The 25,558-nt window shown below is 45.4% G+C and carries 26 protein-coding genes; 20 read left to right on the top strand and 6 right to left on the bottom strand.

The features are described from left to right. Window positions 1–89: 89 nt before the first annotated feature. The gene (syd, locus tag CA267_RS13825; RefSeq protein WP_075610822.1) at window positions 90–647 is read left to right on the top strand and encodes a SecY-interacting protein; all 558 of its coding nucleotides are present in this window, start codon (window positions 90–92) and stop codon (window positions 645–647) included. A gap of 100 nt (window positions 648–747) precedes the next feature. Here syd and CA267_RS13830 read toward each other — a convergent pair whose 3' ends face one another. Further along, window positions 748–1,077, bottom strand: a complete 330-nt coding sequence (locus CA267_RS13830; protein WP_083638600.1) for a hypothetical protein — start codon at window positions 1,075–1,077, stop codon at window positions 748–750. 563 nt (window positions 1,078–1,640) lie between these two features. Between CA267_RS13830 and CA267_RS13835 the strand changes: the two genes are divergently transcribed. Together CA267_RS13835 and CA267_RS13840 are read left to right on the top strand one after the other, a co-directional pair. Then, window positions 1,641–2,000, top strand: a complete 360-nt coding sequence (locus CA267_RS13835) for a DUF3192 domain-containing protein (RefSeq protein ID WP_075610669.1) — start codon at window positions 1,641–1,643, stop codon at window positions 1,998–2,000. Window positions 2,001–2,310: 310 nt separating this feature from the next. Beyond that, entirely contained in the window at window positions 2,311–2,955 is a 645-nt protein-coding gene (locus tag CA267_RS13840; protein WP_075610668.1) for a GNAT family N-acetyltransferase, read from the top strand. Window positions 2,956–3,791: 836 nt separating this feature from the next. Here CA267_RS13840 and CA267_RS13845 read toward each other — a convergent pair. After that, the gene (locus CA267_RS13845) at window positions 3,792–4,097 is read right to left on the bottom strand and encodes a DUF3301 domain-containing protein (protein WP_075610667.1); all 306 of its coding nucleotides are present in this window, start codon (window positions 4,095–4,097) and stop codon (window positions 3,792–3,794) included. Beyond that, a complete protein-coding gene (locus CA267_RS13850) occupies window positions 4,094–5,155 on the bottom strand; it encodes a DUF3549 family protein (RefSeq protein WP_075610666.1) in 1,062 nt (353 codons plus the stop codon). Before CA267_RS13850 ends, CA267_RS13845 begins: the two co-directional genes overlap by 4 nt. On the opposite strand from CA267_RS13850, the gene CA267_RS13855 reads away from it, so the two are divergent. Genes CA267_RS13855 through CA267_RS13865 form a run of 3 tightly spaced genes read left to right on the top strand, consistent with a single transcriptional unit; the run spans window position 5,146 to window position 6,934 of the window. Next, complete coding sequence (locus CA267_RS13855; protein WP_232367551.1) at window positions 5,146–5,727, top strand: YqcC family protein; 582 nt, start codon at window positions 5,146–5,148, stop codon at window positions 5,725–5,727. The two genes, CA267_RS13850 and CA267_RS13855, sit on opposite strands and share 10 nt — an antisense overlap. Further along, window positions 5,714–6,454, top strand: coding sequence for a pseudouridine synthase (locus CA267_RS13860; protein ID WP_075610665.1), 741 nt, complete (start codon window positions 5,714–5,716; stop codon window positions 6,452–6,454). The genes CA267_RS13855 and CA267_RS13860 overlap by 14 nt, the downstream gene beginning before the upstream one ends. Before the next feature lie 27 nt (window positions 6,455–6,481). Continuing rightward, complete coding sequence (locus CA267_RS13865; protein WP_075610664.1) at window positions 6,482–6,934, top strand: flavodoxin; 453 nt, start codon at window positions 6,482–6,484, stop codon at window positions 6,932–6,934. Between the two features lie 48 nt (window positions 6,935–6,982). Here the strand turns inward: CA267_RS13865 and dapD are convergent, their stop codons facing one another. From dapD to map, 3 genes are all read right to left on the bottom strand, one after another. Beyond that, window positions 6,983–7,813: a 2,3,4,5-tetrahydropyridine-2,6-dicarboxylate N-succinyltransferase gene (dapD, locus tag CA267_RS13870; protein ID WP_075610663.1), complete on the bottom strand. Its 831-nt coding sequence runs from the start codon at window positions 7,811–7,813 to the stop codon at window positions 6,983–6,985. Further along, entirely contained in the window at window positions 7,810–10,461 is a 2,652-nt protein-coding gene (glnD, locus tag CA267_RS13875; protein ID WP_075610662.1) for a [protein-PII] uridylyltransferase, read from the bottom strand. The genes dapD and glnD overlap by 4 nt, the downstream gene beginning before the upstream one ends. Before the next feature lie 172 nt (window positions 10,462–10,633). Next, window positions 10,634–11,425, bottom strand: a complete 792-nt coding sequence (gene map, locus CA267_RS13880) for a type I methionyl aminopeptidase (protein ID WP_075610661.1) — start codon at window positions 11,423–11,425, stop codon at window positions 10,634–10,636. Window positions 11,426–11,781: 356 nt separating this feature from the next. On the opposite strand from map, the gene rpsB reads away from it, so the two are divergent. The 14 genes from rpsB to rnhB all read left to right on the top strand — a co-directional run bounded on the left by rpsB (window position 11,782) and on the right by rnhB (window position 25,553). Next, a complete protein-coding gene (gene rpsB / locus CA267_RS13885; RefSeq protein WP_075610660.1) occupies window positions 11,782–12,513 on the top strand; it encodes a 30S ribosomal protein S2 in 732 nt (243 codons plus the stop codon). Window positions 12,514–12,641: 128 nt separating this feature from the next. Beyond that, the gene (tsf, locus tag CA267_RS13890; protein ID WP_075610659.1) at window positions 12,642–13,514 is read left to right on the top strand and encodes a translation elongation factor Ts; all 873 of its coding nucleotides are present in this window, start codon (window positions 12,642–12,644) and stop codon (window positions 13,512–13,514) included. 232 nt (window positions 13,515–13,746) lie between these two features. Continuing rightward, window positions 13,747–14,484: a UMP kinase gene (gene pyrH / locus CA267_RS13895; protein WP_075610658.1), complete on the top strand. Its 738-nt coding sequence runs from the start codon at window positions 13,747–13,749 to the stop codon at window positions 14,482–14,484. Window positions 14,485–14,506: 22 nt separating this feature from the next. Beyond that, window positions 14,507–15,064, top strand: a complete 558-nt coding sequence (frr, locus tag CA267_RS13900; protein ID WP_075610657.1) for a ribosome recycling factor — start codon at window positions 14,507–14,509, stop codon at window positions 15,062–15,064. Window positions 15,065–15,072: 8 nt separating this feature from the next. Next, the gene (gene uppS, locus CA267_RS13905) at window positions 15,073–15,852 is read left to right on the top strand and encodes a polyprenyl diphosphate synthase (RefSeq protein WP_075610656.1); all 780 of its coding nucleotides are present in this window, start codon (window positions 15,073–15,075) and stop codon (window positions 15,850–15,852) included. Window positions 15,853–15,904: 52 nt separating this feature from the next. Continuing rightward, entirely contained in the window at window positions 15,905–16,768 is an 864-nt protein-coding gene (locus CA267_RS13910) for a phosphatidate cytidylyltransferase (RefSeq protein WP_075610655.1), read from the top strand. Further along, window positions 16,768–17,949 carry a 1-deoxy-D-xylulose-5-phosphate reductoisomerase gene (gene ispC, locus CA267_RS13915; protein WP_075610654.1) on the top strand — a complete coding sequence of 394 codons (1,182 nt, stop codon included), beginning with the start codon at window positions 16,768–16,770 and terminating at the stop codon, window positions 17,947–17,949. Before CA267_RS13910 ends, ispC begins: the two co-directional genes overlap by 1 nt. Further along, window positions 17,949–19,301: a sigma E protease regulator RseP gene (rseP, locus tag CA267_RS13920; RefSeq protein WP_075610653.1), complete on the top strand. Its 1,353-nt coding sequence runs from the start codon at window positions 17,949–17,951 to the stop codon at window positions 19,299–19,301. Before ispC ends, rseP begins: the two co-directional genes overlap by 1 nt. 61 nt (window positions 19,302–19,362) lie before the next feature. Then, the gene (gene bamA / locus CA267_RS13925) at window positions 19,363–21,837 is read left to right on the top strand and encodes an outer membrane protein assembly factor BamA (protein ID WP_075610652.1); all 2,475 of its coding nucleotides are present in this window, start codon (window positions 19,363–19,365) and stop codon (window positions 21,835–21,837) included. Window positions 21,838–21,885: 48 nt separating this feature from the next. After that, window positions 21,886–22,401, top strand: coding sequence for an OmpH family outer membrane protein (locus CA267_RS13930; protein ID WP_075610651.1), 516 nt, complete (start codon window positions 21,886–21,888; stop codon window positions 22,399–22,401). A gap of 195 nt (window positions 22,402–22,596) precedes the next feature. Beyond that, window positions 22,597–23,046, top strand: a complete 450-nt coding sequence (gene fabZ / locus CA267_RS13935; RefSeq protein WP_075610650.1) for a 3-hydroxyacyl-ACP dehydratase FabZ — start codon at window positions 22,597–22,599, stop codon at window positions 23,044–23,046. 1 nt (window position 23,047) lies between these two features. Next, on the top strand, window positions 23,048–23,818 hold the full coding sequence (gene lpxA, locus CA267_RS13940) for an acyl-ACP--UDP-N-acetylglucosamine O-acyltransferase (protein WP_075610649.1): 771 nt from the start codon (window positions 23,048–23,050) through the stop codon (window positions 23,816–23,818). A 3-nt stretch (window positions 23,819–23,821) separates the two neighbouring features. Further along, window positions 23,822–24,976, top strand: coding sequence for a lipid-A-disaccharide synthase (lpxB, locus tag CA267_RS13945; RefSeq protein WP_075610648.1), 1,155 nt, complete (start codon window positions 23,822–23,824; stop codon window positions 24,974–24,976). Continuing rightward, entirely contained in the window at window positions 24,969–25,553 is a 585-nt protein-coding gene (gene rnhB / locus CA267_RS13950) for a ribonuclease HII (RefSeq protein WP_075610647.1), read from the top strand. The genes lpxB and rnhB overlap by 8 nt, the downstream gene beginning before the upstream one ends. The last annotated feature ends 5 nt before the right edge of the window (window positions 25,554–25,558 follow it).

Below are 25,558 nucleotides of genomic sequence, written 5' to 3' on the forward strand. Positions count from 1 at the left end.
GTCTCGTCGGTTTACGCTTAGCAGGTTGCTACGGAATTTTGTTACATACAATGATAACCTATTTTAACCGAAAACATGATGTTGCGAATATGACTAACCACGTACTCACTCAAATAGATGCTTTTGTAGATGCAACCTTGAAGCTGGCGGAGGCTTCGCAAATGCCTTTGTTAATCCCGTACGACAGGGAATGGCTTTCTCCCTGTTATCAAAAAACTGGCGAACAGGATGCCATGGTCCCTTGGTTGCCAGCGCTACAACAGAAAAGCTGTTCATTCGACAATGTGGAAAAGGCGCTCGAGATGGTGCTAAATGAACAGTATTGCCTTTATTTTACGCACTATTTTAGCAATAACTTGTTAGCTAGAGCGCCTCAGGGAGACTGCGAATTACTGCAGGTATGGAATGAAACAGATTTTTCACGCCTGCAGGAGAACTTAATTGGTCATCTGCTGATGAAAAAACGGCTAAAGCAGCCGCCTACACTTTTCTTCGGTTTAACCGATGACGAAGATTATATTTTGAGCGTGGATAACGCATCAGGCGAAGTCGTGCTGGAAAGGGTGGGTAAGGTGCCAGAGCGATCTCTTGCCCCTGATTTGGCTACCTTCCTGGCAGAACTCTCGCCCAGACTTGGAGTCCGTTAAAATTTGCTTTATTCAACGGACCATATTCCGTTAAGGCTCGCTCGTTCGCGTTGCGAACCGGGTTGTGGCTGGACAAAGTTCAAGGCTAAAATCAGAGTTTCTAGCTGGAGGCAATATTATCGAGACGCTCTTCTAGCGCTGCCACTGCGGATTCAAGACGTTCAACCTGCTTTTCGAGCGCAGCGATCCTGTTGGCATCTTTCGATATTTTTACCTTGCTGTCATCGGATTGTTTACTGCCACCGGCATTAAACCGTCGAATTGCTTCAATTGCTGTGGTGACCGATATCTTCATCGGGGCTTTGCCCCGCAGCAACGCAACGCTCGGTTGCTGGCCATCTTGTTGCAACTGATGGCAAATCATCAACAATTTTTGAATGGAATCCTGATCCACGATAGTAATTCCCAAACAGAATAAAATAGCAAGCATAGCGGAACCTATTGCTAAAACAAACGCATAATCTCAGTCCGCAGAAACTGTTGACTACTTGGTAGGGCCGAAAGAGCAAACTTGCGGATGGTAAAACACCGAGTGATGACCGTTTAAATTTTTCGAGGGAAAGGGTAAGAGCATGAGTGATTAAAAATCCAGCAGTCTCAAGGAATAAGCAAAACTTCTCATCAGAAACGCCGTAAAATCATCGCTGATGGCTCTGCTGGAGCATCCATGCTCCATAAGTTCGGCTAAGAATTCTTCACTTATGGCTTAAAAACCATTCGCGATCTCTCCTGGTCCTCCGAAGGAGATTTATCACTGGTTAAAGTTTTACGTTATCTTCATTAGAATGAGTGTAAGTTACAGTTGCGTAACTTTTGAGTTTCTCGCCATTTTAGCTATTTCTTAGCTTGTTTGACCTGTCGATTATTCAAAAAATAGCAGAGGCTAAGGCACAAGTGTAATAATATCAAGGGGATATAGAGTTGGCCTCTAAATTGATTGTATGGCGTTAATAATCACGATAAACAAACCGAAAAAAAATTAAGGATGAAATGATGAAACACTGCGTGTTGATACTGGCTTTACTGGCACCTATAGCTCTTTCAGGTTGTGTTATTTCAGTTGGAGGTGACGAAGGGAATTATAGCTCTGACTGGGAAGATAGAGAGTTCAATAACCGCCAGCATATCTCGAAGCTGCAAGAAGATATGAGCTATGAATCGGTAGTTCAGAAAATGGGCGTTGCGGACTTCAATGAATTGCATCAAAAGGAGGACGGCGTCTATCGAATTCTTTTCTACCGCACGCAGCGCACGATGGATGACGGTGTCACTACTAAAGATGAGTGCACTCCACTTGTTTTCAAAAACGGTAGCTTAGTCGGTTGGGGCGACAGCGCCTACGCTCGAATTTAAGTTACTCTGTTCGGCAGACGTTCTGTACTTACGTCTGCCTATGCTTTTCCTAGCTCCCTCGTCTTTTACTTCTTGTTAACGCTATTGGGTTCTTAATATACTGTTGTTGTCGTGCCAGCTTTGTTGATGACTGATATTGCAGAAGTCTTTGCGTTTAAACGTATACTTAACCCCAACTCGGCTAAGCAACCTTCACTTATTGCGCGTAAACGTTCACGATCTCTCCCATGAGATCCTCATGATGAAGTTGAACATAAAATTTATTTTAATCTATGCTTAAAACACAAATTGATTAGGATAGGGAGACACCATGTCTGGCGTTGTAACCACTGAAGAAAACATTGAAAATGTTAAAGCGGTTTATTTAAGCGCTGATGATTTAAAAGTTGCTGCATCAATTTTATATAATGCTTACTTTGACGATCCTCTTTTCATGGATATTTTTCAGGCGGAAAGAGAAGGATATGAAAGTCGTCTGCGGTCAGCAATTCGGGAGGAACTCACCGCGTTTTGGGATGCTAAACAGCCAATGATTGGTCTGTTTGATGATTCGCGAATACTTTCTGTCGCTTGTTTAACCCGGCCGTGCGTTGCCTTCAGTTCTGGCCGGTTTTGGCACTGGCGGTTGAAGATGTTATTGACGGCAGGACTCTTTGGAACCAGACAAATGGTAGAAAAGGAAGAAAAAGTTCGCGCTTGTATGCCTGCGACTAAATACCATATGCTGTCCTTCATTGCTGTTCATCCCGATCATCAGCACCACGGTCTAGGGCACCAGTTAATGGGCGCAATCGACAGCGTTTTAGAAGATGAAGTTGACAGTGAAGGGGTGGGGGTATTTGTCACTGTTCCTAAGTACCGCAGCTTCTTTGAGCATGGGAATTATGAATTGATTTGTAAGTTGGAAGTTGGTCAGGTTTCAGGTGAAATTATGTTTAAAAGGCGTTCCGGCTGATTTCCGGTAAAACCCATTTGTATAGGTTTTTTCCCTCATTTTTCCCATTCACCCAAAAGTTTGTACGACATTTCCTACATTGTTGTAAGAGTTTTTGGCCTTTTTCATGAAACTGAATGTGCAATCGTAGATGAAATGGCTGATTTTACAAGGTTTTTCCTAAACCTCACTTCTTCCCCCACAATAGTTTCCTAAATCACCTGTAAATGTACATCGCAAAGAATCTAGAGCTGCGTAATATAGTCGTTGTCACAGGGAAACACGACGAGTCAGGAAGACACACGGAAACACCCAGGACAACCTAAGGAATGGGAATATCAACGCAGGACGGTTGATGTCAAGGAGCTCAAGGAAACGGATAACAGTCAGGATGACTGCGAAGGACAACTTCAGGATGAAGCATACTGTATCAGGATGTGCAGTGTCAGGACGAAAAGGATACGAGCAGGGATATCGGCAGGACAAGTCCATTGATGGAGAATGCTACATTGCGGATGTGTAGTCATAAAAGGATTCATGGAAAAGGGAAGGTAGTCAGGATGACTGTAAAGGACAACTTCAGGATGAAGAATGCGCCACGCAGGATGTGTCGTTAAATCAGGGAACAAAGGAAAGGGATCTGCTTAGGGATGAGTAGCTCACGGAGGATATCGTGAGTCAAGAAGGAAAGGGGCGTATAAGGATTTGGATCGGGATGATTTTAGTCGCAATGGAACGCTGAGAAGGACGCTCAAAATTCAAGAAAAGCGATAGCCTCAGGCTACCGCTTTTTTTGATGCATAAAAAAGATTCTCTATGACTGGAGCGGTAATACCCCGGAGTCTTGTATGCTATCGCTAATTCACGCGATAGGGGGGAAGATGGGTTCGTATCACTTTTTTTCCAATCATTTCCATTTCGCCAGCATATCTGTCTTCGCCGTTACCTGAAAATTCAAATATAAAAACGGAAAACCAGTCCATCTTGCCATACTTGAAAGTGGGTTTGGTACTCTTTCTGGCAATGGATAAAACTTGCAGACCGTGGGTTTCGCAATAGCGGTTAACATGTTGATAGGCCTGCTCCGAAATACTTCTTATCCGCCAGAACTGCATGCCGATTAATCCTATCAGTAACAAAAGCGTAACTTCGCCCAGTGTCATAATGTTTGCTCTTGCTGTGTGTGGCTGAATAGACCACCAATGGCTTTTGCAAGAAGGTCGCTTCGCGTGGGCGAACGCAACAGGCTCAGTACCTTGCCTCGCAATTGAGGAATCTGTACGAGATCTGAGAAAAAACCTTTAAATAGCAATCCTTGATGTCCTTGATTGTCGTCCAACTCAGCAGCTCGCTCGAAGAATAACTGGAGCAGTTGCTCGTCAAACTGGTTGTAATGACGTGCTGCCACAACGCTTAAGGTGTCAACATCGCTCAATGTAGTTTCTGAAAGCAAATTGTACAGGACGTCCCGTAATTTTTGAGACGGCGTTAAAGATGAAAGCCCTCGCAAAGCAGCTAAATCTGGTCGTTTGGGATTGGCGGGAGTTAATCCTTTTGCTAGGTGAGCATAGAATTCCACCTCTACCGCCTCGTTAATCAATACGCTTTCAGCTGCTTGCATAAGCGCAATTTGAAAATCGCTGGCGCAGGCTGAGAGATTGCCAGCAACGAGATGTGCTTCGTGATCCTCTGATAACCTGACTGCGAAGTCAGCGATACCCTGCACAGGGAGATTCTTCCAGTCGTGCGCCGCCGGATCGCTAATGTACTGTGTAACCTGTTCTATCGCCGGGTGTGAGGGTAACCGAAGGTGCAGGCGAGTATGAGCATTAAACTGTGCCATGGTTAAATGTCCCGGCACAAAGGAATAAGGATTATCCGGAAGAGTTTGCTGATTGTCACTGGTGAGGCTTTCCCCTACTGCCTCGATAATGATTTGCAAAAAATGATTTCGGGAGGCTGCAATGATCAAGCCCTGCTCGTCCAATGGTAACTTGATAAACCAGATATAATGCTGGTTAGCCTGTTGCCCATTCCAGAAAACGATACCAAACCAGCCGTATTGTTGGCGGGGCCGGGGAGCCGGTACCTGGGCATTTTCAATATCGAGAAAAGTCTGGGAATCCAGAGGAAAAATTCCGCGGCCTAAATCGAAAATACGGAAGTTTGTACCAGCGTGAAGAAGAAATTCGCTGATGGAATGAATAGAAGATGCGCTCATTGTCTCTGCTGACCCGTTTGGAAAGAGACGGTATTCTAACCATGCCTCTGCGTATTTGCTACCAGGGAGAGATAGCGAATGATTTTTACAGCGTTTCGGATGAGAAATTTCGTTTATTTCCTGTAACTGCTGAATGTTTATTCATTCATGCTCTTGCTCCGTACTTGCTACCCACCATTATTTCTGTAAAGTCATGGTATACTGATTCGCATTTACTGCTAACTAAGTTGCAAGTAGTCGTGGCGAATTACCCTATTTTACAGAGTCAACTTAAGGCTCTGGAACAATTATTAACGTCCCGGGATCTATGGTCGGATGCTGCACCCACAGCGCAAGCTCTTGCCAGTAATCAACCTTTTTCCTGTGATACGCTACGTTTCGAACAATGGCTGCAATTTATATTCATTCCCCGGTTCAAACAGCTGCTTACAAATGGTGAAGCGCTTCCCAATGCCATGGCCCTGGCGCCAATGGCTGAAATGTCTTTACCTGATCACCCAGACGTTATTGAACAATTGAAGTGTTTAGATGCGCAGGTGAAGTTAACGCAGGATCAAAATGGAAAATATTGAAAGCTTAAGCATCTTGTATCAGGATGACTATCTTGTTGCGATAGACAAACCCGCCAGCTTGCTGGTGCATCGAAGTCCGATAGATAAACGTGAAACCCGGTTTGCTGTACAGCTTCTGCGGGATCAGGTTGGGCAGCATGTGTATCCCGTTCATCGCTTAGACAGGCCCACCTCAGGGATACTGCTTTTCGCCTTCAGCGGAGATCTGGCAGGCATGATAGGAAAGCAGATGATGCAAAAGCAAGTTGCTAAAACCTATCATGCAGTGGTGAGAGGGTTTATTGTAGGCAGCGGATGCATTGACTATGCACTATCATTTAAACGGGATAAAATTGCCGACAAACATCGCGGTGAGAATATAGCGCCGCAACCTGCAACAACGGATTATCAGGCGCTGGCCCGATATGAATTGCCTTATGCGGTCGGCCGATATCAAAGCGCTCGTTATTCCTATGTACGCTTGCACCCATTCAGTGGAAGAAAGCATCAGCTACGTAGACATTTAGCGCACATTCATCATCCTATTGTTGGTGACACCACTCACGGAGACGGGAAACAGAATAAATTTGCCCGCAACCAGTTTGGTTTTGAAAATCTGGCCTTAAGTTGTACTCAGTTAGGTATTCAGCATCCCGTAACTAAAAAGTGGTTGTCGATAACGTGTGGGATAAACCCGGCGCTGGAGAAGCTTCTTCATAACTGGAAGGAGTTTGAGTTTAATGAATAAAAATGAATGCAATGAAGAGGGCGTTGAATGACAAAGTTAAGTATTTTCTCTGGCAGTGTTTATGGTAATGCGCAACATGTGGCAGAGCAAGTAGAAGAGAATTTGGCAGAGCAGGGGCATGATTGTGAGTTGTTTAGCGACCCGGATGTTTCCGATTTTACTGAAGCTGAAGCCATTTTAGTTATTACTTCTACGACCGGTCAAGGCGATGTACCTCCTAATATTGAGTTTGTCTATTCTGATCTCAAAGAGCAGTTCCCACTGCTAAATCAAAAACCTTTTGCTGTTGTGGCGTTAGGCGATAGCAGTTATGGCGAGACATTTTGTGGTGGTGGAAGGCAATTCCACGAGTTACTGACGGAACTGCAAGCTAGGTCGATAGCAGATTTGCTTAAAGTTGATGCTATTGAAACGCTGGAACCAGAAAAAGATGTTATAGCATGGGTCAACGGCATCAAAGACAAATTGTTTAATGAGTAAAAGCCGAACAAGAGCGGTGACATCGGTCACCGCTCTAGAACAATAAATTTATTCGACGTTGCGAAGCAATGCGTTAATTCCTACTTTGGCACGCGTTTTAGCATCTACCTTTTTTACAATGACAGCCGCATAAAGGCTGTAGTCTCCGCTCCCGTCTTTACCTGGCAGGTTGCCAGATACGACGACAGATCCAGCAGGCACACGACCGTAGTGAATCTCGCCGGTTTCGCGATCATAGATGCGGGTACTTTGCCCAATGTACACTCCCATCGAGATCACTGAACCTTCTTCAACGATTACGCCTTCCACTATTTCTGAACGCGCGCCGATAAAGCAGTTATCCTCAATGATGGTAGGATTAGCTTGTAGCGGTTCCAGCACGCCTCCGATACCTACGCCACCAGACAAGTGGACATTCTTGCCAATCTGCGCGCAGGAACCCACGGTCGCCCAGGTATCCACCATCGTTCCTTCATCCACAAACGCACCGATATTGACATAAGACGGCATAACAACAACGTTTTTTCCGATAAAAGAGCCTGTTCTCACCGCCGCGGGGGGAACAATACGGGCACCTTCTGCGGCAAACTGCTCTTCTGTGTAGCCCACGTACTTAAGCGGAACCTTGTCATAATACTGGCTTTCTGCACCAGCTATAACTGTATTGTTATGTAAACGAAAATAAAGAAGTACCGCCTTTTTTAACCACTGATGGACCTCCCATTCACCCGCTATTTTTTCGGCAACTCTCGCTTTTCCCGAATTAAGTAGAGCAATGACGTCATTCACCGCCTGTCTTACCTGTTCAGAGGCAGATGTGGGAGAAATGGTGTCGCGGTTGTCAAAGGCGTCTTCAATAATGGCTTTTAATTCATTCATGGTATGTTGATATCTTCAAGTTGATCGAGTTTGAACAGGATTTGCTTTTTTAACGCTACCTGCTGTTCCTGCGTTAAAGCTTTACCAGCGTCATTGCTGACAATAAAAATATCTTCTGCACGCTCGCCGATTGTCGCAATTTTTGCCAGTTTTAAGGTGACACTGGTATCGACAAAAGCGTGGCCGATTTTGGCAAGAATGCCAGGTGCATCCAACGCTTCTAATTCTATCAATGTATTTTCTTCACCAAAGTTAAAGAAACGTACTTTGGTAGGTACATCTAACTGGCGCATCTGGCGAGGAAGCTTGCGCTTATTATCATGAGCGCGGCCGGGTTTCTCCAGTTGTGCAATAATAGCCTTTTCCAGGCTTTGGATTCTTTCAGGGGTAGATAGCCGGGAACCGTTATTTTCCAACACCAGTAAACTGTCGAATACGTATCCATCCCGCGTGACGGTGATATGGGCGTCATGGATGGAGCAGTTTCGGCTATCCAGCACCGACGCAACTTGCGCAAATAACGCTTTGCGGTCTTTTCCATAAATTAAAATTTCGGTGCCGCCTTTGGCAAACTCATCATTGGCTTTAACCAGCAGAGCTTGTTCGTTTGCGGGAAAGAGTTCACGTTCAGCTTTTATAATCTCGCGGCTGTGCCACGCAATTTGTGCAGGTTTGAAACGTACAAAATAATCATCATCTAATCGGTTCCACAATACATCGACTTTTTCCAGATCGCTGCCACTTTGAATGAGAAGTTGCCGCGCATGCTGCATATGCGACTGCACACGTTCGTTAATGGTGGCCTGACACTGAAGTCCGTTATCCAGTGCTTTTTGAGAGATCAAATAAAGCTCTCGAAGCAAAGAGGCTTTCCAGTCATTCCAGAGATTGTCGTTGGTGGCCCGAATATCGGCTAAAGTTAGCACGTAAAGCAAATTTAAGTGATTATGACTGCGCATAGCGGTGGCGAATTCACTAATGACGTCAGGATCGTAAATGTCCCGGCGCTGCGCCACTACCGACATTAATAGATGATTTTCCACCAGCCAGCTGATTAATTCCGCATCGCTTTTTTCTAGATCATGCTGCTCGCAAAACGTTTTAACGTCCGCGGCACCCAGCTTGGAATGGTCGCCGTTTCGACCTTTGGCAATGTCGTGAAAAATTGCAGCAATATAGAGTAGTTCAGGTTTATCCAAATTCCGCACAATGCGGCCGCAGCGAGGAAATTCGGTATTTTGCGCAGAAAAGTAATGGTTTACATGTTTTACCAGCCGGTGGGTGTGTTCATCGACTGTATAAGCGTGAAATAAATCGAATTGCATCATGCCGACAATTTTGTCCCACTCCGGCAGATATGACTGCAAAATGCCGTATTCGTGCATAACATCCCATGCAAAGTCGAAAAAGTGAGGATGCCGGAATAACTGCATAAGCCGCTTACGGCAGGCGGGACGCTCCACATAATATTGCGATTCAAACTTCCGCCGTGCATTGCGTAACTGGCGTATGCAATCTGTGTCTAGGCCCTGAGTCTCCCGGGTTTCAGCGATAATGTAAAGGAAATCTAATATGGCTTCGGGAGTGGCAAACACATCATCGTGCTGAGGTGAAATCATGCCATCAAGCAAACTAAAGTTGTGGTTAATGGGCGTGTGGTTCTTGACCGTTTGGTTGAGCATGTCGTAACGAAAGCGCTGCAGTAACATTTTGTTAAGTTCAGTCACTCTGCGAACGACGCGGAAAAAGTCCCGCATCATCGCTTCTACCGAATTTTTACCTTCTTCACCATATCCCAAACGCGCAGCAACATCGGGTTGATAATCAAAAAGTAGCCTGTTTTCGCTCCGACCCGCCGTTAAGTGCAGCGCGAAGCGCATCCTCCATAAATCTATACGACAATCGATGAGTTCACTGTGCTCTTGCTCAGTAAAATAGCCATGACCGACTAAGGAAAAGCCGTCGTATTCTTTGAAATGTTTTTTTGCAACCCAGCCAATTGATTGAATATCCCGCAGGCAGCCCGGGTTTTCTTTAACGTTGGGTTCCAGGTTGTAGGAGGTGCCATTGAATTTAGCGTGACGCGTTTTTTGCTCTTCGTACTTCGCCACGAAAAAGTCTTTACTGCTCCAGGAGTGCCGCCCGTTAACCTCTTCCCATAGTTTTTCAAATATTTCTATTGAGCCGGTTAGAAGCCGACTTTCTACGAGATTGGTGGCAATAGTGATATCATCTTTCGCCAGTTTAACCGTTTCTTTAATAGTGCGAACAGATTGCCCGACATCCAGGCGAATATCCCATAGCAGGGTAATGAATTGTCCGACTTTTTCTTGTGTTCGCGATGCAAGTGTTTTGCGACTTACGATTAACAAATCAATGTCTGAGTACGGTTGTAAATGACCACGACCATACCCCCCGACAGCGCAGAGAGCGATATCCTTGTCCTGATCTAACTGAAATAAGTGCCACAAACGAAAAAGCAGTGCATCAACAAAATGGGCTCTACCTAGTACCAGCCGATTGACAGGGGTGGTTCCAAAGGCTTCATCCAACCACAAATAGCTGTCTGTTACGCATTGCCTGATTGCTGCTATATCGTCGACTGTGGTAATGGATTCAATTTGTTCAGTCAGTTTCTGTAAGCTCAAAATACGCCTTCTCGTTACACCGGGGTAAGCCTCAAGAACCTTATCATGAAAAGGAGAAAAATCGCAGTAGCAAAAAGAGGCATAAAGGCTGCCAAAAAGTGCATATTTATATCAAAAGGTTATTTAGGCAAGGCTGCTAAGTGGCGATAGCAGCCATGGTAAAGAGGAATTACTAATGATTGATAACGCGAGGCAAATCTTCTTCATCACGTAAAGTAAGCACTTCTACGCCTGTTTCAGTTACGAGCAGGGTGTGTTCCCACTGCGCACTTAAACTGCGATCTTTGGTGACCACAGTCCATTGATCGGGCAGAATTTTGGAATAACGTTTACCGGCGTTAACCATAGGCTCGATAGTAAAGCACATGCCAGCAACCAATTCTTCACCGGTACCTGGTCGCCCATAATGGACCACTTGCGGCTCCTCATGAAAATCAGCGCCGATGCCGTGGCCGCAGAACTCTCTGACAATTGAATAATTATGCGATTCCGCGTGGGATTGACAAATATACCCAATGTCTCCTAAGCGCATTCCGGGCTTAACTTGTTGAATGGCCTTATACAAGCATTCCTGCGTTACTCTTACCAGCCGCTCAGCAAGAATACTGGGCTTTCCGACGATAAACATTTTCGACGAATCGCCATGGTAACCATCCTTAATAACAGTGACATCAATATTAAGAATGTCACCGTCTTTTAATTTTTTATCAGAAGGAATTCCATGACAAATACAATGATTGACAGAAGTACAAATTGACTTTGGAAATGGCGGGTGCCCATAGTTTAGCGGAGCGGGTATTGCCTGCTGTTCATTAACAATATAGTCGTGACAGAGTGTATTAAGCTCGTCAGTTGTCACCCCTTTCTTTACATGGGGCGTGATCATTGTCAGAACATCAGCTGCAAGTTTGCCAGCAATGCGCATTTTTTCTATTTCTTCAGCGGTTTTAATATTAGCTGCCACTGGGATCCTCGAATAAGTTAATGAATGCATTAGGAGGGAAATGCGTTATGTAAAAGCTGCATTCTCCCAGCCACTTTGTGTTTATGGTAACGCTTGCGAGAGTGGCTGTACAGCCAGCGGGACATTGAGATTATGAATAGTTGTCAATAACGAGCGCTATTACTTGAGAAATTAGCATCGTCATGGTATAAAGCGCCCGCCTTTGATAACAGGGTGATTATTCTTTGGGAATGTATCGCTACAAAGGTACGAATATTACTTAAAACACACATATACCGTCACTTGTTATCGGGGTGTCCAGAATATGGATCGATACAAGGGGTGTATGGAGGCCTAACCCCAATAGAGGACTAGACATGGCTAATGTTTCAATGCGTGACATGCTGAAAGCCGGTGTGCATTTCGGCCACCAAACCCGTTACTGGAACCCAAAGATGAAGCCTTTTATCTTTGGTGCGCGTAATAAAGTTCATATCATTAACCTGGAAAAAACAGTGCCATTGTTTAATGATGCGCTGAGCTATCTTTCCAGCGTAGCTAACAGAAAAGGAAAAATTCTTTTTGTTGGTACTAAACGCGCAGCTGGTGATGCAATAAAAGATGCAGCAGTAAAATGCGATCAGTTTTATGTAAATAAGCGTTGGTTAGGCGGCATGCTGACTAACTGGAAAACTGTGCGTCAATCAATCAAGCGTCTGAAAGAGCTAGAGCAACAAAGCCAAGATGGTACGTTTGACAAGTTGACCAAAAAAGAAGCATTGATGCTTCAGCGCGAAATGGACAAGCTGGAAAACAGCTTGGGTGGTATCAAAAATATGGGCGGTCTTCCTGACTGTATTTTTGTTGTTGATGCTGATCACGAACACATCGCTGTGACTGAAGCCCGTAATCTGGGTATTCCAGTAGTTGGCGTAGTTGATACTAACTCCAATCCAGATGGCGTTGATTATATCATCCCAGGTAACGATGACGCGATTCGTGCTATTCAACTGTATCTTGACGCTGCAGCCGATGCCGTGAACAAAGGTCGCGACAGCAACCTTGAAGTTCAGGCCGAACAGGACGATTTCGTAGAAGCTTCTGAATAATAACTTTAGAAGCTGACAGTGACTGCTTCTGACATGGCGCTGTCATAAAATCAAACGAATATCTTTAATAGGGGCACATCTGCCCCTTTTACTCATTACTTAATAGTTAAATGCTGAGGAATTGAAAAATGGCAGTGACTGCAGCACTAGTTAAAGAACTGCGCGAGCGTACTGGCGCAGGCATGATGGATTGTAAAAAAGCTTTGGTTGAAACCGACGGTGATATCGAGCTGGCCATTGAGAATATGCGTAAATCAGGGCAGGCTAAAGCAGCTAAAAAGGCAGGTCGTATTGCCGCTGAAGGTGTCATCCTGACGCAAGTAGCCGCAAATCGGGCTACCATGCTTGAACTTAACTGTGAAACTGACTTCGTTGCTCGTGATGAAGGGTTTTTGAGTTTTGGTAACAGCATTATTGCGGTTGCGCATGATAACAACATCAATGACATCGACGCACTTAACGACGCAGAACTGGATGGCAAGAAAATCAGTGATGTTCGTGACACCCTGGTTACCAAAATTGGTGAAAATATCGCTCCCCGTCGCGTTGTGAATGTGGAAGGTGATAACTTAGGTGCATACGTCCACGGCGGCCGTATTGGCGTAATTGCCATTTTAACCGGTGGTGACGAAGAGCTGGCGAAAGATATCGCAATGCACGTAGCTGCAGCAAATCCTCAGTTCGTTAAGCCAGAAAATGTTCCAGCTGAAGTGGTTGAGAAAGAAAAAGAAATTCAGCTAGAAATTGCTATGCAGTCTGGCAAACCTGCTGATATCGCAGAAAAAATGGTTTCAGGCCGTATGAAGAAATTCACCGGCGAAGTCAGCCTGACAGGTCAACCGTTTGTTAAAGATCCTTCCATTTCTGTGGCTGATTTGCTGAAGAGCAAAGGGGCAGATGTGGTTAACTTCATCCGTTTTGAAGTAGGTGAAGGAATCGAAAGAAAAACAGAAGACTTTGCGGCAGAAGTTGCTGCGCAAATGGAAGCGGCCAAGAAATAATTGGCCGTTTGACTTTTGCATTAGGCGAATGTCGGATACACTACTGAGCACCTCTTCGGAGGTGCTTTTTTATAAGTATGGTATGCTTCTTGCGTTTATCAATAAAGTTTAAGAAGCAGTCAGGATTCTGAAGCACATATTCTAATCAGGGTTGCGTTTTTGAATCGGTTTGCATCATCACTTGCTGGCGCGAATGATGATGCAAGCCGAGTTCATGAGGACATATCGAATAATGAGTATCACACCAAAATCAGCTTACCGACGTATTTTGTTAAAACTCAGTGGCGAGGCTCTAATGGGAGCCGAAGGGTTTGGGATTGACCCCAAAGTTCTGGACAGAATGGCCCAGGAAATTAAAGAGCTGGTAGAATTAGGTGTGCAGGTTGGCCTGGTCATCGGTGGTGGTAACCTTTTTCGCGGTGAGGGCCTGGCAAAGGCAGGCATGAATCGGGTTGTGGGCGACCATATGGGCATGCTGGCCACGGTTATGAATGGCTTAGCAATGCGCGATGCCTTACATCGGGCGTTTGTTAACGCCCGCTTAATGTCAGCCATTCCATTAAACGGCGTGTGCGATGCTTACAACTGGGCAGAAGCTATCAGTTTGCTAAAATCGGGTCGCGTAGTCATCTTTTCAGCCGGGACGGGAAATCCGTTCTTCACTACCGATTCTGCAGCATGTTTGCGTGGCATTGAAATTGAAGCCGACGCTGTTTTAAAAGCCACTAAAGTTGATGGTGTTTACAGTGATGATCCGGTGAAGAATCCGGAAGCGACGTTGTACAAGCAGTTAACTTATAATGAAGTGCTTGAAAAAGAATTAAAAGTTATGGATCTATCGGCTTTTACTTTGGCTCGTGATCATAGCTTACCCATTCGTGTGTTCAATATGAACAAACCGGGTTGTTTAAAGCGAGTGGTATTGGGGGAGCCTGAAGGCACTCTGATTGACCACGCTGAAAAATTATAGAAAGTAAAAAAGGATAATTATTGTGATTGATGAGATTGAAATAGATGCGCGTGAGCGTATGGAAAAAAGCATCAGCGCACTGAAAAGTCAGTTGAGTAAAATTCGCACAGGTCGTGCTCATCCCAGTCTTCTTGATGGGATCATGGTTTCGTATTACGGCACTAATACCCCGCTTAAACAAGTCGCTAATGTGGTGGCAGAAGACAGCCGTACACTTGCTTTGACTGTATTTGATAAAAGCGCTATCCAAGCGGTAGAAAAAGCCATTATGCAGTCCGATCTGGGTTTAAACCCGATGAGTGCTGGTGCGGCAATCCGTATTCCTCTACCACCACTTACGGAAGAGCGTCGTAAAGATTTGATCCGTGTTGTTCGCAATGAAGCAGAGCAAGGGCGAGTGGCAATCCGCAATATTCGTCGCGATGCAAACAGCGATCTCAAAGAATTGCTGAAGGAGAAGGAAATCAGCGAAGATGAGAATCGCGCAGGTGAAGAAAATATTCAGACATTAACCAATGATTTTATTAAAAAGATTGATGTGATGTTGGCGGATAAAGAAAAAGAGTTAATGGAAGTATAATACCAGTCATGTTAGGAAAGCGGTCTAGCGCAGAAACCCCGACGGCAGCGGTCGAAGTCTCATCACCCGGCCCGCAGCATGTTGCCATCATCATGGATGGCAACGGACGCTGGGCACAGAAAAAGGGAAAAATTCGCACCTTTGGGCACAAGGCAGGAGTCGAATCGGTTCGGGCAGTAGTAAGATTTGCGCGAAAAACAGGTATACGTTCGCTTACGCTTTTTGCCTTTAGCAGCGAAAACTGGAAACGGCCGGAGGAAGAAGTCAGTGTACTGATGGAGCTATTTAACCTGGTGCTAAATAGCGAAGCAAAGCGACTTCATAAAAACGGCGTGCGGCTGAAGGTAATTGGTGATGTGTCAGCATTTGACGATAAACTGAAGGCAAAAATTCGTAAAGCCGAAGCCATGACTGAAGATAATTCTGAGCTTGTACTCAATATTGCTGCCAACTATGGAGGCCGCTGGGATATTGTAAATGCAGCTAGGCATTTAGCGGCGAAAGTACAAAACGGCGAAATCGCTGTGAGCGATATTAACGAAGAGCAGCTTGATACGCAGATTTCGACAGCCGGACTTCCTGAATTAGATTTACTTATTCGTACCGGTGGAGAACGCAGAATCAGTAATTTTCTGTTATGGCAATGCGCTTACGCTGAGCTCTACTTCACGGAAGTACTATGGCCAGATTTTGATGAAGAAGTTTTTCAACTGGCTGTGGATGATTTCAATATGCGCCAACGCCGGTTTGGCTTAACCGGCGAACAAATCAGCATCTCAGGAAGCTGATCATGCGCCGTGGCACAGGGCGGACCCTGTAAACAGGAGCCGGAAGCCGATTATGCTAAAACAACGGATAATAACAGCATTAGTGCTGGCGCCTCTGGCGTTGATAGCAGTTTTATTTTTGCCAATATGGTGGTTCGAAATTGCCATTGCTGGCGTTGTAGCATTAGGTGCCTACGAATGGGCGAATATGTCGGGTATTGTCGGCAGACCTAACAAAGCTGCGTTTATGGTGGCAATTTTTGTCGCCTGCATACTCTTATCGATGCTTGTTGAAGTCGAGATGATCTGGTATCAAGGCCAGCTTCACCCGTTGTACCATGCTATTCTTGGGATAGCCGTGTTATGGTGGTTAGTCTCTCTTGCAATGATCATTGCTTATCCCCGGTACTCGCTCAAATGGCGAAACAGTAGATCCATCCGAGGTCTCTTTGGTGTGCTAACACTAATTCCCACATGGGTAGCGGTAATCAGCTTACGCACAAGCTTACATGATATTGATCCTCTCTACGGCTCGTCCCTTATTTTCTATGTACTCGGAATAGTCTGGGCCGCCGACATCGGCGCTTTCTTCGTGGGCGTGAAATTTGGCCGCCATAAGTTGCGCCCCAATGTTTCTCCCGGTAAAACCTTAGAAGGGTTACTAGGCGGCGTTGCTGCATCTTTAGCTATTATCGCCTTTGCTGCGCTTCACTATCAGGTTGCACCATCACGCATTTGGTTACATCTGGTAATCGGTGGAATTACTGTAGGCGTTTCTGCATTAGGCGACTTAAACGAAAGTATGCTTAAGCGCTGCGCAGGAATTAAAGATAGCGGTAAATTATTGCCTGGGCACGGTGGCGTACTCGATCGTATTGATAGCCTAACGGCTGCCTTCCCCGTATTCGCTTTTTGCTATGTTACGTGGATGGCATGATGCAAACTGTCACAATTCTAGGAGCCACAGGCTCCATTGGTTGCAATACGCTGGATGTAATTAATCGTCATCCTGATCGTTATCGAGTGTTTGCCATCACCGGTCACACTCAGATTGCAGTGTTAATGCAACAAGCCAAAGCTTGTGCGCCCCGTTACGTAGTTATAGCCGATGACACCCAGTATAACGAAGCAAAAAAGCTTGCCAAAGAATATGCTGTAGAAGCAGAATTGCTTTGTGGTTCCAGAGCTTTAGAAGACGTTGCCAACGCGCCTGAGGTCGATATTGTAATGGCGGCGATCGTAGGCGCAGCGGGCTTGCTTCCCACTCTTGCTGCAGTGCGCGCTGGTAAAAGGGTATTGCTTGCTAATAAAGAGGCGCTGGTAATGTCCGGTGCGTTATTTATGGACGCTGTTAAACAATCTAAGGCAACAATTCTTCCTATCGATAGCGAACATAATGCGATATTTCAGTGTCTGCCCAGAGATTTTTGCTATGGCGAACTGGAACGCTCTGGGATTCAGCAAATCCTGCTCACAGGCTCTGGTGGCCCTTTTCGAACGCGTGAGCTAGTATCATTTCCTGATATTACCGTTGATGAAGCCTGTGCGCATCCTAACTGGAGCATGGGACGAAAAATCACAGTAGATTCAGCCACCATGATGAACAAGGGGCTGGAGTTTATCGAAGCCCATTGGTTATTTGGCGTCGCAGCCGATAAGATAACGGTAGTGTTGCATCCCGAGAGCACGATTCATTCCATGGTTCAGTATGTTGATGGTTCGGTGATTGCGCAACTGGGCAATCCTGATATGCGGACACCTATCGCTTTTGGCCTGGCATTTCCTGAGCGGATTGATTCAGGCGTTGCTCCACTGGATTTTGCGACTTTACACGACCTGACTTTTACCACTCCTTGTTATGAGCGTTATCCAAATTTGAAGCTAGCTATTGATGCTTGTAAAGAAGGACAGGCGGCAACCACCCGTCTTAATGCAGCAAATGAAATTGCTGTACAGGCTTTTCTTGAAGGGCGAATTAGCTTTACAAAAATCGCTGAAGTGAACGCAGAAACTTTAAACACGTTGGAACCTAAACAAGTTACGTCACTCCAACAGATTCTTGAGCAGGATAGGCTGGCAAGAGAAACAGCCACCGGTGTAATTAGAGGCTTGTCGTAGTGTTAACTTTTTTATGGAGTTTGGGTGCCTTCATTGTTGCCCTGGGTATTTTAGTGGCAGTGCATGAATGGGGGCATTTTATTGTCGCTCGTATATGCGGTGTTCACGTAGAGCGGTTCTCGATCGGGTTTGGTAAACCTTTCTGGCGCCGCACTGACAGCAAAGGCACTGAATTTGCGATTGCCGCAATTCCGCTAGGGGGTTATGTACGCATGCTGGATGAGCGTGTCGACAGCGTACCAGCGGAACTGAAACACAAAGCGTTTAATAACAAATCCGTGGGTAAACGGATGGCTATTATTGCCGCTGGTCCTGGAGTGAATTTTCTTTTCGCCATTCTTGCGCTGGTAATCATGTTTCTTATCGGCCAAAACACGGTTAAGCCCGTTATTGGAGATATCGCAGCCGATAGTTACGCCGCGAAAGGAGGGCTGAATGTTGGCGACGAAATTATTCAAATTGGTGAGCAAAGGACTGTCGACTGGGAAGCGGTAAATATGGAGTTGGTAGCTTCCATTGGCCATGAACAAATCAATATAAGTGTAAAGAATGGTGAAGGATTAACCAAACACCAGGTATTACCATTGACCGGCTGGAACTTTGATCCTGAAAAGCAGTCTGCTTTAGACAGCGTAGGAATAATACCTTTTCGACCCGCCCCTACGTTAACACTCGGATTGGTCAGTAAAGGCAGTCCGGCAGAGCAGGCGGGGTTAAAAGCAAAGGATGAATTGCAAGAATTAAACGGTAAACCTGTCGATAATTGGCAGCAATTTGTCGACCAGATTGTAGAACTACCCGGCGAAACGGTAGAAATATCCATTCTACGGGATGGACAAGAGCAGGTCATTAATGCCACCATCGCCCGCCGCGATACTCCCGAAGGGCAGAGCGGATTTTTAGGCGTAAGTCCATTGTCAGAGCCATGGCCTGATGGCTACGTTTTTAACCATCAATACGGGCTGGTAGAGGCGATCACCCATTCGGTGAGTAAAACATGGCGTCTGATGGTGCTGAGCGTAGATATGCTTGGTAAGCTGGTGACCGGTGATGTTTCGATAAACAATTTGAGTGGACCTATCTCCATTGCTCAAGGTGCGGGAATTAGCGCCGGATATGGATTGGTTTATTTTTTGAATTTTCTTGCGTTGATTAGTGTCAGCTTAGGCATTATCAATTTGTTGCCCATACCGATGCTGGATGGTGGTCATTTACTGTATTTTACAATTGAATGGCTTACGGGCAAACCAGTATCAGAAGCGGTACAGGAATGGGGTTTCAGAATAGGTGGCATGTTGCTTCTAACGATAATGAGTATTGCCATCTTTAACGATATTAGCCGCATCGCTTAAGTGCGTAGCGCTAACCATTAACTAGAGCTAACAGCAAACGCGGCCAGGAATAAAAGAATAGATGAAGTTAAGACAGTTAGTAGCAGCCGGAGTCATGTTATCCAGTGCTAGCTTTGCCAATGCTGCGACATCAGAAAGCGAATTTGTCGTAGAAGATATTCGAGTAGAAGGATTACAACGTGTTGCATTAGGTGCAGCGTTGACTTATTTGCCGATTCAGGTGGGTGATGAACTAAATCCGTTTCGGATAACGCAAGCTATCCGCTCCTTATACTCATCCACTCATTTTGAGCGAGTATCCATCCTTCGAGACGGTAATACTCTGGTGGTGCGCGTTGCAGAACGCCCAACCATCAGTAACATTATCTATGAGGGTAACGACGACATTAAAGATGAGCAGTTGCAGGAAAGTCTGGATGGCAATGGCGTAAGAATAGGTGAGCCATTGGATAAAACCGTCTTAACATCCATTGAGAACGGTTTGAAAGACTTCTTCTACAGCATTGGTAAATATAACGCTGATGTAACTGCTATTGTTACGCCACTGCCGCGTAACCGGGTGGATTTAAAATTGCTGTTTGAAGAAGGCGATGCTGCTGAAATCAAACAAATTAATATAGTTGGAAACAAGATTTTCACTGATGAAGAATTGATGAAGGATCTTGAGCTTCAGTTTGACACCCCGTGGTGGGATTTTTTGTCTGAAACCCGATATCAGCAGCAAACTCTTCAAGGCGATATGGAAACCCTGCGGAATCATTATCTGGATCGTGGCTATCTACGGTTCAATGTGAATTCTACACAGGTGTCGATGACGCCAGAGAAAGATGGTATTTACATCGCAATGAACGTGGCGGAAGGTGAGCAGTACACTATATCTGGTGTTGAACTGGTAGGTGATGTATTAGGGCATGAAGAATACATCGAAAAAGTTTTACCTTTAACGCCAGGCGAGTTGTACAACCAGGCTGAAGTCACCTACACCGAAGAGTTTATCAGTAAGTATCTCGGCCGCTTCGGCTACGCCTATCCGACTGTGACTACAGTTCCTGAAATCAACGACGAAGATAAAACCGTTAAGTTAACCTTGTCTGTTGATCCCGGAAAACGTATCAACGTTCGCCGAATTAACTTTAACGGCAACTCTGTGACTTCGGATAATGTGTTGCGCCATAACGTCGTACAGATGGAAGGGACATGGCTTTCCAACGGTCTGCTGGAATCTTCAAAAAACCAGATGTCGCGCCTCACTTATATGGAAAATGTTGAATTCGAAACGATTCGCATCCCGGGTGAAGACGATGTAGTTGATGTAAACTTTAACGTTAAAGAGCAGCCTTCAGGTTCATTTAACGCCGGCATAGGCTATGGCGATAGAACTAAACTGAGTTTACAGGCTGGCATTCAGCAGAATAACTTTTTAGGTACAGGCAAGCAGCTAGGTTTAAACCTGAGTACTGTTTCTTACCAGCGGTCAGCTCAGATAACCTATAATGATCCTTATTTCACCATAGACGGCATTAGCTTAGGCGGAACTCTAGGTTACAGTGAATTTGATGGTTCCGATTTCAACGTTATTCAGTATAACTCGAAGCGGTGGTCGGTCGGGGCCAACATCGGCTACCCCATCAATGAGTTTAACCGAATTAACTTTGGACTGACGTATGCGAATGTTGAACTCTACAATACAGGGTATTATGAGCAAACCGAGGCTTTCTACAATCAGTTCCGCAACAATGATCCGGAATCTCCAATTGATTACGAAAGCTATTTAGCAAGTATTAGCTGGAGTAGAAGCACATTAAACCGCGGGTTGTTCCCCACTGCGGGGTCTTCACAACGTGCATCCTTTAGTATTACTACCCCTAATTCCGATGTTAACTACTTTAAATCGGTATTAGATTCCAAGTTTTATTTTCCCCTGTCGCGGAACCAACGCTGGTCTGTACTAGCGAGATTAAGGTTGGGGTATGGTAATGGCTATGGTGACATCAATGGTAATGAACAAATTCTGCCGTTTACCGAAAACTTTACCGCAGGTGGAGCCGATACGCTGCGAGGATTTGAAAACAATAGTGTGGGACCGCGTGGAATACAGCGCATACCCAGTGTTTCCTTGACTGGACCCAATGGAGAAAGTTATCCAGGTGATCCTTCCACTGATGTATTGAACGTCTACCAACGGAGTCAAGGCGGTAATGCAATGGCTCTTGGTGGAGTAGAGTTAATAGTACCTACACCATTCGTTGATGTAGAAATGGATAACACGGTACGTACAAGTCTCTTTCTCGACGTAGGGAACGTATGGGATACAGAGTTTAATTACGATAAATATAAAGACCTTCGGATCAATAGTGCAGATGGAGACGGATTGTTAGACTATTCAGACTGGAAGTTGTATCGTAGTTCCGCTGGTATTTCTGTACAATGGATATCACCAATGGGCCCAATGGTGTTCAGCTTCTCAAGGGCGATAAAAGAGCGTGAAGGAGACGATGCAAAATTCTTCACCTTCAATATCGGGCAAACATTCTAATGATAACTCGGCAACAAGCCGAAAATAAAAATTAAAAAGGAGTTCCTTTTGAAACAGTTGGTAAAACATATCTTTGCAACCGCAATGTTAGGTAGTGCGCTATTAAGTACATCGGTCATGGCTGAACAAAAAATCGGCATAGTAGATGTTCAAGGCGTGTTTCAGGCTATGCCTCAGGCCGCTGAGATTTCCAACAACATCCAGATGGAATTTAAAGAGCAGATTGATGAAGTAAACCAGCTGCAAAAAGATGGTCAGTTTTTTGCAGAGCGTCTTCAACGTGATGCTGCTACGATGAATGAACAGGAAAAGAAAGAACTACAACAAAAAATTCTGGATGTAAGAGAGAAGCTCGCTGAAAAAGGCCAGCCTTTACAACAGAATATTCAACGTCGTAGCAATGAAGAACGTAACAAGCTGTTAGGTTTAATCAAGCAAGCGATAGATTCAGTGGCTGCTAAGCAGGGTTATGATCTTATTCTGAATGCAGGTGCAGTGTCTTATGCTAAAGATGAAAATGATCTCTCTGAGCAAGTGCTTGAGCAGGTAAAAAAGATTAAGTAAGTAGGGCGTTTGCCGCTAATGCGGCATCCCCTTGCGCAGAAAATACGCACAAGCTAACAGACTAACCCTGAAAAGTGTTGGTCTGATTTGTTTTTTACACTTAAAAGCGTATGGTTGCGGCCGTTCTGATATATTAACGGCATGCTACTCCGGCGGGACCCCCTTCGGAGTAAGTTTTGGCATAGGAGACACTTTTTGGCCAACTCACTCAATACTATCGATATCCAGGAAATTCTTGAACTACTTCCTCATCGATATCCGTTTCTTCTGGTTGACCGGGTTACGGATTATGTTCTTGGTGAATCAATCAAGGCATATAAAAATATTACCATGAACGAGCCGTGCTTCACTGGTCACTTTCCCGGCCGTCCTATTTTCCCTGGCGTATTAATTCTGGAAGCGATGGCGCAAGCAGCGGGTGTGCTGGGTTTTAAAACTATGGGCAGTAGCGATAAGCTATACTTATATGCCGGTATTGACTGTGCCCGGTTTAAGCGTCCTGTGGTACCGGGTGACAAATTGGAATTTGACGTCAGCCTGTTGAAAGAGAGAAGAGGGATCTGGAAGTTTAAAGGCACAGCCAGTGTTGCCGGCGATGAAGTCTGTAGCGCTGAATTCATGTGTGCAATCAGAGAGATAGTATAACGTGATCCATTCAACTGCCGTAATTTCTGAAAAAGCAACAATCGGCAAAGATGTAAAGATTGGCCCTTACTGCTATGTGGGTGATGAAGTGGAACTTGGCGACGGCTGTGTGTTGGAATCACATGTGGTTATTAAAGGCCCAAGCCGGATAGGAAAAAATAATCGTTTCTTCCAGTTTTGTTCTATTGGTGAAGACTGCCAGGATAAAAAATACGCGGGGGAGCGTACAGAACTGGTAATTGGTGATGACAATATTTTCCGAGAAAGCGCTTCAGTTCACCGCGGAACATCACAGGATCAAGGGATCACTCGCGTCGGTTCCCGTAATTTGCTGATGATAAACGCCCACGTCGCACACGATTGTGTGTTAGGTGATGACATCGTTCTTGCGAATAACGTATCATTAGCTGGGCATGTACATCTTGGAAACTATGTCATTTTCGGCGGAGGTGCCGCTATCCAGCAGTTCGGCAAAGTCGGCGACCATGCCTTTGTCGGTGCTGGTGCTATCGTGGTAAAAGACGTGCCACCTTACGTAATGGTAAGTGGACAAAAGCATGTTGCTGCGGGAATTAATTCCGAAGGCTTGCGTCGCAGAGGCTTCAGCAAAGAAGCCATTATGGCTATTAAGCGGGCTTATCGCGTGATTTATCGAGAAGGGAACACGGTTGAGGAAGCTATCGCCAGTCTGCAAGATGCCACCCGATCTCACGCTGAAGTAGCTGCATTGGTTACTTTCTTGAAGGCAGCCGATCGCGGCATTATCCGCTAATCAATGGCTGACAAACCATTACGTATAGCTATTGTTGCGGGCGAGCCATCAGGAGATGTGCTTGCCGCGGGAATGATAGCCGAGCTTAAAAGACGTCACCCCGATGCCATTATTGAAGGTATCGGCGGTGACAATATGCAAGCCGCCGGCTTTCGCTCGTTGTTCGACATGGAAACCTTGTCCGTTATGGGGCTGGTGGAAGTATTATCTCATCTACCTGCTATCTTGAAAGTGAAAAAGCAACTACTGGCCCATTTTGCTGCGAATCCGCCTGATGTTTTTGTCGGTATTGATGCACCTGATTTTAATTTACGGGTGGAAAGGGAATTAAAACGCAGGGGAATTAAAACTGTTCACTACGTTAGTCCCACCATATGGGCATGGCGAGAAAATCGTATTCATAAAATTGCCAGAGCTACCAACAGAGTTCTGGGTCTTTTTCCGTTTGAACAAGCGGTATATGACAAATATCAGGTGCCGTATACTTTTGTTGGCCATACCATGGCAGATGCCATTGCCATCAAGCCAGATCAAGGCGAAGCCAGAACACAACTAGGTATTAATAACGACAGGCCAATCCTCGCGGTTCTTCCCGGTAGTCGAGGTGGTGAATTAAAGTCTCTTCTGCCTGTCTTTGTAGAAACAATGAAACGCGTCAAAGCTTCTATTCCAGACTGTTTTTTTGTCATTCCTGCGGCCAATAAATATCGCTTTAACACGATTGGGGAATATCTGGGCAATGATGAACAGCAGTGGCTAAGCCCCAGCGATTACTTGCTTACCCATGGTATGTCTCGAGAAGCCATGATAGCGAGTGATGTTATTTTACTGGCTTCAGGTACAGCAACGCTCGAAGCAATGCTCTGCAAGCGACCTATGGTAGCGGCATACAAACTTTCCCCTACCACATATAAAATTATGCAGTATTTATATAAAGCCCCTTTTTTTGCTTTGCCGAATTTACTTGCAGGTGAGGCGATTGTTCCGGAATTGCTTCAGGATGATGTAAATCCGCAGACGTTGTGCGAACATTTGCTGCCTTTTTTTACTTCGGACAATTCACCATTGATTGAGACTTTCACGCAACTCCATCAAGCGCTGCGCTTAGATGCCGACAAGAAGTCTGCTCAAGCGGTATTGGAGGCGATAAATGAATGAGTGGATTGCAGGCGTAGATGAAGTGGGACGCGGTCCGCTGGTAGGAGACGTGGTGACCGCAGCGGTAATTCTGGATCCGCGAAAAACCATCCTCGGGCTTACTGATTCGAAAAAACTATCGGCGAAAAAGCGTGAGTTACTGGCGGTGCAAATTAAGGAAACTGCAATTGCGTGGGCAATTGGTCGCGCCACTCCAGACGAGATAGATAAATTAAATATTCTACACGCTACTATGCTCGCGATGAGCCGGGCGGTGGAAGGGCTAGCCGTTACTCCTTCATGGGTAAGGGTCGATGGCAATCGCTTACCTGTGTGGTCATATCCCGGAGAAGCTGTGGTAAAAGGAGACAGCCTTCATGCGGAAATTTCCGCTGCTTCGATATTGGCCAAAGTTGAGCGGGATAACGATATGTTTGTGCTGCATGAAGCGTATCCCTATTACGGTTTTGCGGGTCATAAAGGTTATCCTACCAAAGCACATTTTGCTGCGATTGCTGAACATGGTGTGCTACCGTGTTATCGAAAAAGCTTTAAGCCTGTTCAGGCCGTAATCGCGCAACACGCAATTAAAGAGTAGATCAA

It is taken from the genome of Alteromonas pelagimontana (assembly GCF_002499975.2).
Lineage (GTDB): Bacteria > Pseudomonadota > Gammaproteobacteria > Enterobacterales > Alteromonadaceae > Alteromonas > Alteromonas pelagimontana.